Source organism: Escherichia sp. MOD1-EC6475, assembly GCF_003046645.1.
Taxonomy (GTDB): domain Bacteria; phylum Pseudomonadota; class Gammaproteobacteria; order Enterobacterales; family Enterobacteriaceae; genus Escherichia; species Escherichia ruysiae.
This window is the reverse complement of record NZ_PZKQ01000068.1, coordinates 34,852-41,616: the sequence shown is the minus strand read 5'-3', so window position 1 is coordinate 41,616 and position 6,765 is coordinate 34,852. Positions and strand designations below refer to the sequence as shown.

The window sequence follows — 6,765 nt, the reverse complement described above, 5'->3', positions numbered from 1 at the left end:
ATATACGGATAAGGCGTTCTCGCCGCATCCGGCAATTATGCACGAATGCCTGATACGATACTAACGCGTTTTATCATGCCAACAAGTCTGTGCCCGAATCCACCATGTAATCTGGCATTGGTAATTTACTCTTCCCGGCCTTTATTCATACCTTTCTGGTCTTCATCCGGATAATGTTTTTTTAAATATTCCAGGACGTTTTTATTGACCTTATGTTGGGTATACACCCACCCTTTCCAGTAATCGGGCTGATCCAGGTAAACTTCTGGCGGAATGGTGAAATCAGAAAGCGTTAACCATTCGGCTAACAGATCGGGGTTCCTCTTCTGGATCAACTGCAACAGCATGATCAGCGACATGGCAGAGGCAGGAGCCGTACTATCGCCGCTTAAATACTTCCACACCGTGGAGCGATTCGAACGAAAAAGGATAGGGAGTAGCGCCCTGTCCAGATTCATTTCATTAAAAATCTTCTCAAATTCATTCATTTAATTTTCCTGCCTGGCGCAAACCTCTTAAAAATTGAGATTTATCAAAGAAACGCATTCTAACATACATCAGCAACAGCATCACGTTTAGTACAGAAACGGAGTTTATTTCGCTTATCAAAACAAGTCTTTACGATTTCTTACAGAGAAATGGCACAAAATTATTTTCCATTTTATTTCTAATGGAAACATTTTTAGTTTCCATTAAGTAGTGTTTACGCTTACATCGTATAAAAACACGCTTTACATCACACAAATGCCAGCGTAGATTTCGATAAATACGAAACGCATAACATTTCTTATAACAACAATTAATGTTGCTATAAGAAACACAAATGCGACTTACTTTGATTGAGAAAAAATGAATGAAAACTGTAAAGATGTCTTTACTGGCCGTCGTTATTGCTACTGCTGTAAGTCCATCCGCATTTGCGGGTGATACGATTGAGGCGGCAGCGACAGAACTGGAGGCAATCCAACCAGGGATGTCACATGAAGAAGTTGACCAGAAAATTGGACGCTTCATGATTCGTACTGGAAATACAGAAGCCGCGCAAGACTATCTGTTTTCGCATGGGTATATATCTTCAGAGACGGGCGAAAATATCTCCCCGGAACAGACCCAGGCAGACCGCGATGCGGCACAGGATACAGCCATCCAGAATGCGCAAACCACCGCTAACACAGCAGTGTCGACCGCCAATGAAGCGCACCAGGCCATTACGTCAGCGCAAACCGAGATTGACGCCAGCAAAGCGGCTATTCATAAAAATACTGACGACATTATCGAACAGAAGAACATTCTTAGAGCTCAACAAGACCAAATTAACGATACGCAAAAAACGGTTGCTGCTACCGGTGATGTCCAGAACACAGCCCGTTATCAGAGTATGGTAAACGCCCGTCAGGAGGCTGCGGATATCGCACAGCAGCAACAAGCCGAAACCCAACAAACGCAGATTACCGAACAACAAAAGCAAATCGAAGCTACACAAAAAACAGTCGCCGCTACCGGTGATGTCCAAAACGCAGCGCGTTATCAGAGTATGGTAAACGCCCGTCAGGAGGCTGCGGATAACGCACAGCAGCAACAAGCCGAAGCCCAACAAACGCAGATTACCGAGCAACAAAAGCAAATCGAAGCCACACAAAAAACGGTCGCAGCTACCGGTGATGTTCAGACCGCCGCCCGTTATCAGAGTATGGTCAACGCTAAACTGGCTGCGGAAAATGAAGCCAGCACGCGCGCTTCTGCGGAACAAGGGAAAAAAATTGACGCTCTTTCTTCTACCATGACGACGGTATCTCAAAGTGTTGCTACCGAGAACCACACAAAAGAACTGGAAGAAATTCATGGCGATATAACAAAAACCAACACTGCAGTAAGCAAGCTGGCGGCACAACAACAGATAGATAGCGTTCATTACGGTGAACAAATTCAAAACCTGGTGCAGGATTCCACCGATACACATCAGCAGTTATCAACCACTCAAAAACGAGTAGCGGATAACAGCCAACAAATTAATACGCTCAATAACCATTTCAGCTCACTGAAAAACGAAGTTGAAGACAACCGTAAAGATGCCAATGCGGGGATCGCGTCAGCTATTGCCATTGCCTCACAGCCGCAGGTGAAAACCGGTGATTTAATGATGGTGTCTGCGGGCGCAGGAACGTTTAATGGTGAATCAGCGGTATCTGTCGGCACGTCTTTTAATGCCGGGATCCACACAGTAATTAAAGCTGGAGTTTCTGCGGATACGCAATCTGATTTCGGTGCGGGTGTCGGTGTGGGATATTCGTTCTAATATTTCTCTGGATACTTTATAAATATCAATAAAAACCATTAAATAAATTAGAGCAAGGACGTTTGCCTGTTTTTACTCTTTACTACATTTTAAGGTTAACAATGATGAATAGCACCATTAAATCGATTTCCCTTCTGGCGTTAATCATGCTGGCAGGTTGTAGCTCTCCCGCTTCCCGCATCGCAGATTGCCAGACACAAGGCGTATCTCATGACACCTGTTATCTTGCCGAACAGCAGCGTCAGGCGGCTATTTTAAGCGCATCCGAGGCACAGGCTTATAAGAACGCAGAAGCCGCACAACATGCCCAGGCCGCTAAAAAATCCATTTATAAAGGATTTGGCGTCACCTTCAGAATGAGCAGTAAAAACTTTGCTTATCTCAATGATTCATTATGTGCCATAGATGAAGATAATACCGATGCTACGGTTTATCAGTCGGGTCTGTATAATGTCATTGTTTATCATCACACAGGAAAAGTCGCATTAATGAAAGAAGGCCAGTTTGTGGGCTATTTAAAATGAAGGAGCAAAAGAAAATAGCCATGACGCATATTATGATTATCGGTGCGTTTATTTTTGCCTTCCTGCAAGTGGTGTTATTAGCCTCCCTGGTTCACGCTGTGAATGTTAACAACGAAATCCAGGAAGGCTTATTTCAGTCGGGGCGCATTATGGTAGAAAGTTTGCAGCACATTCTTTCTGTGCAAACGGGAATTAACTGATTTTTCACCCCGCCCGATGATGACAGCAGCCGGAGAGATTTTCGATAATCGGGCAGTCGGCGCTGTCATCACCGGGGCAGGCATTCGCCAGCGCCAGTAACTGTTCGCGCATGGATTGCAGTTCTTCGATATGTCGCTCGATCTCCGCCACCTTCTCCAGCGTGCGCCGCTTGACGTCGGCACTGTGGCGCTGCGGGTCGTTAAACAGATTCACCAGTTCGCCGCTCTCTTCCAGGTTAAAGCCCACCTGGCGCGCCTGGCGCAGTAAGGTCAGTTCGTTGAGATGCTGCTGCGTGTAAGTGCGATAACCGTTTTCGCTGCGCATCGGCGGTGTCACCAGCCCCTTCTCTTCATAGAAGCGAATGGCTTTGCTAGTCAGGCCGGTAATTTTTGCTACATCGCTAATGTTCATCGTTCGCGCAACGCCTCCTGTGCTTTGTTAAAGGGTTTCAACAGATAATCCAGCACGCTCTTTTTGCCGGTGCGGATATCGACCGTCGCCACCATGCCGGGAAATATCGGAAACTGCTGTTTGCTTTTATTTTCCAGATGATTACTGAAAGTGCGAATGTACACCCGATAGTAATAAACATCGCGCCGCACTTCATCCTGCACGGTGTCCGGTGATATCACCGCCACTTCCCCCGGCAAACCACCGTAGATGGAGTAATCGTAAGCGGTAATTTTCACCAGCGATTTTTGCCCCGGATGGATAAACGCCACATCGCGCGGGGAGATTTTTGCCTCAATTAGCAGTTGCTCATCCAGCGGCACGATGGTCATCAGTTTACCACCGGGGGCAATGACGCCGCCAACCGTGGTGACATCAATATCCTGAACAATGCCACGAACTGGCGCAGTAAAGTTGAGCCTGGTGAGGGAGTCTTCACGCCCACGGATCACCGAACGCTGGGTTTCCACTTCCGCATTGGCTTTCGCTAACTCTTCCCGCGCCTGTACGTAGTATTGCGTGCGCACGTCGCTGAGTTTGTTTTCCAGTTCATTGGCCTGGCGCTGTAAACGCAGCACTTCGACGCTGCTCGCCGCGCCCTGTTTCACCAGCGGCTGGGTCATCGCCAGTTCGCGGTTGACCAGGCTAATCCCCTGCGTCAGCCCGGTAGTGGCTTTGTTCAGTCCGTCGCGGCGAGTGTTGTATAACGCCGTTTCCGACTCGATAAGTTCGGGGAATTTATTCAGTTCGTCAGGGAAGACCAGCGGTTTATTACTCACTTCCGCCCGCAGCCGCGCCGAGGTTGCCAGCGCCGCGTACAGGCGCGACATCGCTTCCTGAACGTCGGATTCCGTTTTGGTGCGGTTAAGCTGCGCCAGCGGCTGACCCTGTTCAACAATATCGCCAACCTTCACGTCGAGATGATACAAAATCCCGCCTTCCAGCGACTGCACCACCTGTTCACGCCCGGAGGGTTCTACCGTGCCGCTGCCGGTGGTCACTTCATCAAGCTGGAAGTACCACGCCCAGCCGAGAAAACAGAGCAGCATCACAGCGGTAACGCGTACCGCCAGCGCCGAACGCGGCAGGCGAGGTTCAGTCAGGCCACGGTTGTATTGCAGTTGTCCGTTCATGCGGCAGACCCCTTATTCTTCTCCTGCAACACCACGCGTCGCGCCGTGGGTTCGCCCTGTTCACGCAAAATAGTCTCTTTCGCGCCGTCCATCACAATGCGACCCTGATCCATCACAATGATGCGGTCCACCAGTTGCAGCATCGCCGTGCGGTGAGTGGCGATAATCAGCGTGCGATGCCCAATCCACTGTTTCAGTTGTTCGATTAAATGCGCTTCCGCCATTTCATCCAGCGAGGCGCTGGGTTCGTCGAGCAGGACGATATTGGGTTGAGAGATGAGTAGCCGCGCCAGCAGCAGCGTTTGCCGCTGACCGCCGGAAAGGCCAAATCCCCCTTCCTGAATCATGTAGTTGAGGCCGTTTTTCTGCTTCTGCACAAAGGGCAGCGCCCCGCTGAGGATTAATGCGCGTTCGATATCTTCATCACTGGCCTCCGGCATTCCCATGGTGAGGTTTTCCCGCAGCGAACCAAAAAACAGTCGTCCGGTTTGGCTCAGCAGCCCCATGTCGCGGCGCAGATCTGCCGGATCAAGTTGCCCGATGCTGATGTTATCCAGCAGCACCTGCCCCTGCTGGGCGATACGCATTCCGGCGAGCATTTGCAGTAGCGTTGATTTACCCGCGCCGTTGCGCCCGAGAATGGCGATTTTCTCTCCGGCCTGAATGTTGAGTTTGCCAATCGCCACATCGGCAATCTTTTCTTCTTCGTCGTAATAAAAGATAGCGTTGCTGAACTGATAATTGCCGTTCAGCACCGCTTTATGCACCAGTTTGCCGTGTTCCGGCTGATCCACCGGGCGCTTCATCAGTTCATCAAGGCCATTACGCGCCACTTTTGCCTGCTGCCAGCGCGAGAGCACGCCGGATATCTGCGACAGCGGCGCGATGGTGCGCGAAGCCAGGATCGTCGTCCCGACCAGCGCGCCGGTGGTCATGTCACCGTTCATTACCATAAAGCAGCCCACCAACAGCACCACCACGTAGACGATGGACTGCACTTCCTGGGTCCAGGTGAGCAGCAGCCCGGTGAGAAAACGTTGCTTCATGCTGATGGAGGACGCCACGTCGTTGGTATGATTCCACTGATTCTGGAAACGCTGTTCGGCGCGCAGCAGTTTAATATCTTCAATCGACTGCACGGCTTCCACCAGCGTCGCGTTGCGTACCGCCGACTCGCGCATACCTTCGTTCGCCAGCCGCGCCAGCGGGCGTTGCACCAGCAGGCCGGGGATCACTAATAACGGCAGCGCCAGCAAAACAACCAGCACCAGCCAGCCGCCGATCATCCACAAAATAAAGACAAACAGCAGGAAGAACGGCAGATCCGCCACCGCGCCGATGGTGGTGGAAGTAATCAGCTCACGCACCAATTCCAGTTCGCGGATCTGCGAGATAAACGAGCCGGTGGATTTCGATCGCACGTTATTTTTCAGCCGTAATGCATGACCAAAAACGCGATCCGAAATCCGTAAATCCGCCCGTTTACCAATCACATCGGAAAGATGTGTGCGCACCATGCGCATACAAAACTCAAACAGGATCGCCATCATCACCCCGGCGAACAGCACCCACAGCGTCGGGTAGGATTGCGCCGGAACGACGCGGTCGTAAACCTGCATCGAGAACACCATCGCCGCCAGCGCCAGCACGTTCGCCACCAGCGAGGCCAGCATAATATCGCCGTAGCGCCGCCAGTCTTTCAGCGAGAGATTCCAGAACCAGTTCGCCTGATACGGGCGAATATAGTCATCTACGCGCGCATCAGGGATGGCGCTGAGCGGGCGCAGCAGCGCCAGTTCGACAATTTTATCCTCAACATCCGCGACGTTCAGCGTAGTTTCCAGCCCTTCGTCACCGCTGAACTGAATACTGATATTGTCGTGATTGTCGCGGCGGGTGATCACCCCAACCTGTTGATTATCAAAAACCGCGATCAACGGCAGCCGCCACGGGTTGAGCGAGTCGGCGGAGAACTCGACCAGCCGCAGCCCCATCCCCAACTGCCGCGCCATGTCGGTAAGTAACTCTTCCCGCTTGCTGTCGCGCTCCCAGTTGACAGTTGCGCGCACGTTCTCCTGAGAAAAATCGAGGCGATAATAGCGTGCCACGGCGATCATCGCCTCCAGCCAGGCTTCCACGGACTGGGCATTTTTTTTCATTA

6 protein-coding genes and 1 pseudogene are annotated in these 6,765 nt (G+C 51.1%); 3 read left to right on the top strand and 4 right to left on the bottom strand.

The window, feature by feature from the left end:
• Positions 1 to 125 precede the first annotated feature (125 nt).
• The gene (locus A7589_RS20260; RefSeq protein WP_001001642.1) at positions 126 to 488 is read right to left on the bottom strand and encodes a hypothetical protein; all 363 of its coding nucleotides are present in this window, start codon (positions 486 to 488) and stop codon (positions 126 to 128) included.
• 1,424 nt (positions 489 to 1,912) lie between these two features.
• Here A7589_RS20260 and A7589_RS23730 point away from each other — a divergent pair.
• The 3 genes and pseudogenes from A7589_RS23730 to A7589_RS20245 form a co-directional block, all read left to right on the top strand.
• Positions 1,913 to 2,296 (top strand): annotated as a pseudogene (locus A7589_RS23730) (YadA C-terminal domain-containing protein); the annotation flags it as partial.
• Between the two features lie 101 nt (positions 2,297 to 2,397).
• Positions 2,398 to 2,820 carry a hypothetical protein gene (locus A7589_RS20250; protein WP_024257418.1) on the top strand — a complete coding sequence of 141 codons (423 nt, stop codon included), beginning with the start codon at positions 2,398 to 2,400 and terminating at the stop codon, positions 2,818 to 2,820.
• Positions 2,817 to 3,020, top strand: coding sequence for a hypothetical protein (locus tag A7589_RS20245; protein ID WP_024257417.1), 204 nt, complete (start codon positions 2,817 to 2,819; stop codon positions 3,018 to 3,020). Before A7589_RS20250 ends, A7589_RS20245 begins: the two co-directional genes overlap by 4 nt.
• Positions 3,021 to 3,024: 4 nt before the next feature.
• Here the strand turns inward: A7589_RS20245 and cueR are convergent, their stop codons facing one another.
• The 3 genes from cueR to A7589_RS20230 are packed head-to-tail and all read right to left on the bottom strand — an operon-like array spanning position 3,025 to position 6,763.
• Complete coding sequence (cueR, locus tag A7589_RS20240; RefSeq protein WP_001026751.1) at positions 3,025 to 3,432, bottom strand: Cu(I)-responsive transcriptional regulator; 408 nt, start codon at positions 3,430 to 3,432, stop codon at positions 3,025 to 3,027.
• Positions 3,429 to 4,604, bottom strand: coding sequence for an HlyD family type I secretion periplasmic adaptor subunit (locus A7589_RS20235; RefSeq protein WP_001014327.1), 1,176 nt, complete (start codon positions 4,602 to 4,604; stop codon positions 3,429 to 3,431). Before A7589_RS20235 ends, cueR begins: the two co-directional genes overlap by 4 nt.
• Positions 4,601 to 6,763, bottom strand: a complete 2,163-nt coding sequence (locus A7589_RS20230; RefSeq protein WP_108188986.1) for a type I secretion system permease/ATPase — start codon at positions 6,761 to 6,763, stop codon at positions 4,601 to 4,603. Before A7589_RS20230 ends, A7589_RS20235 begins: the two co-directional genes overlap by 4 nt.
• Positions 6,764 to 6,765: the final 2 nt, after the last annotated feature.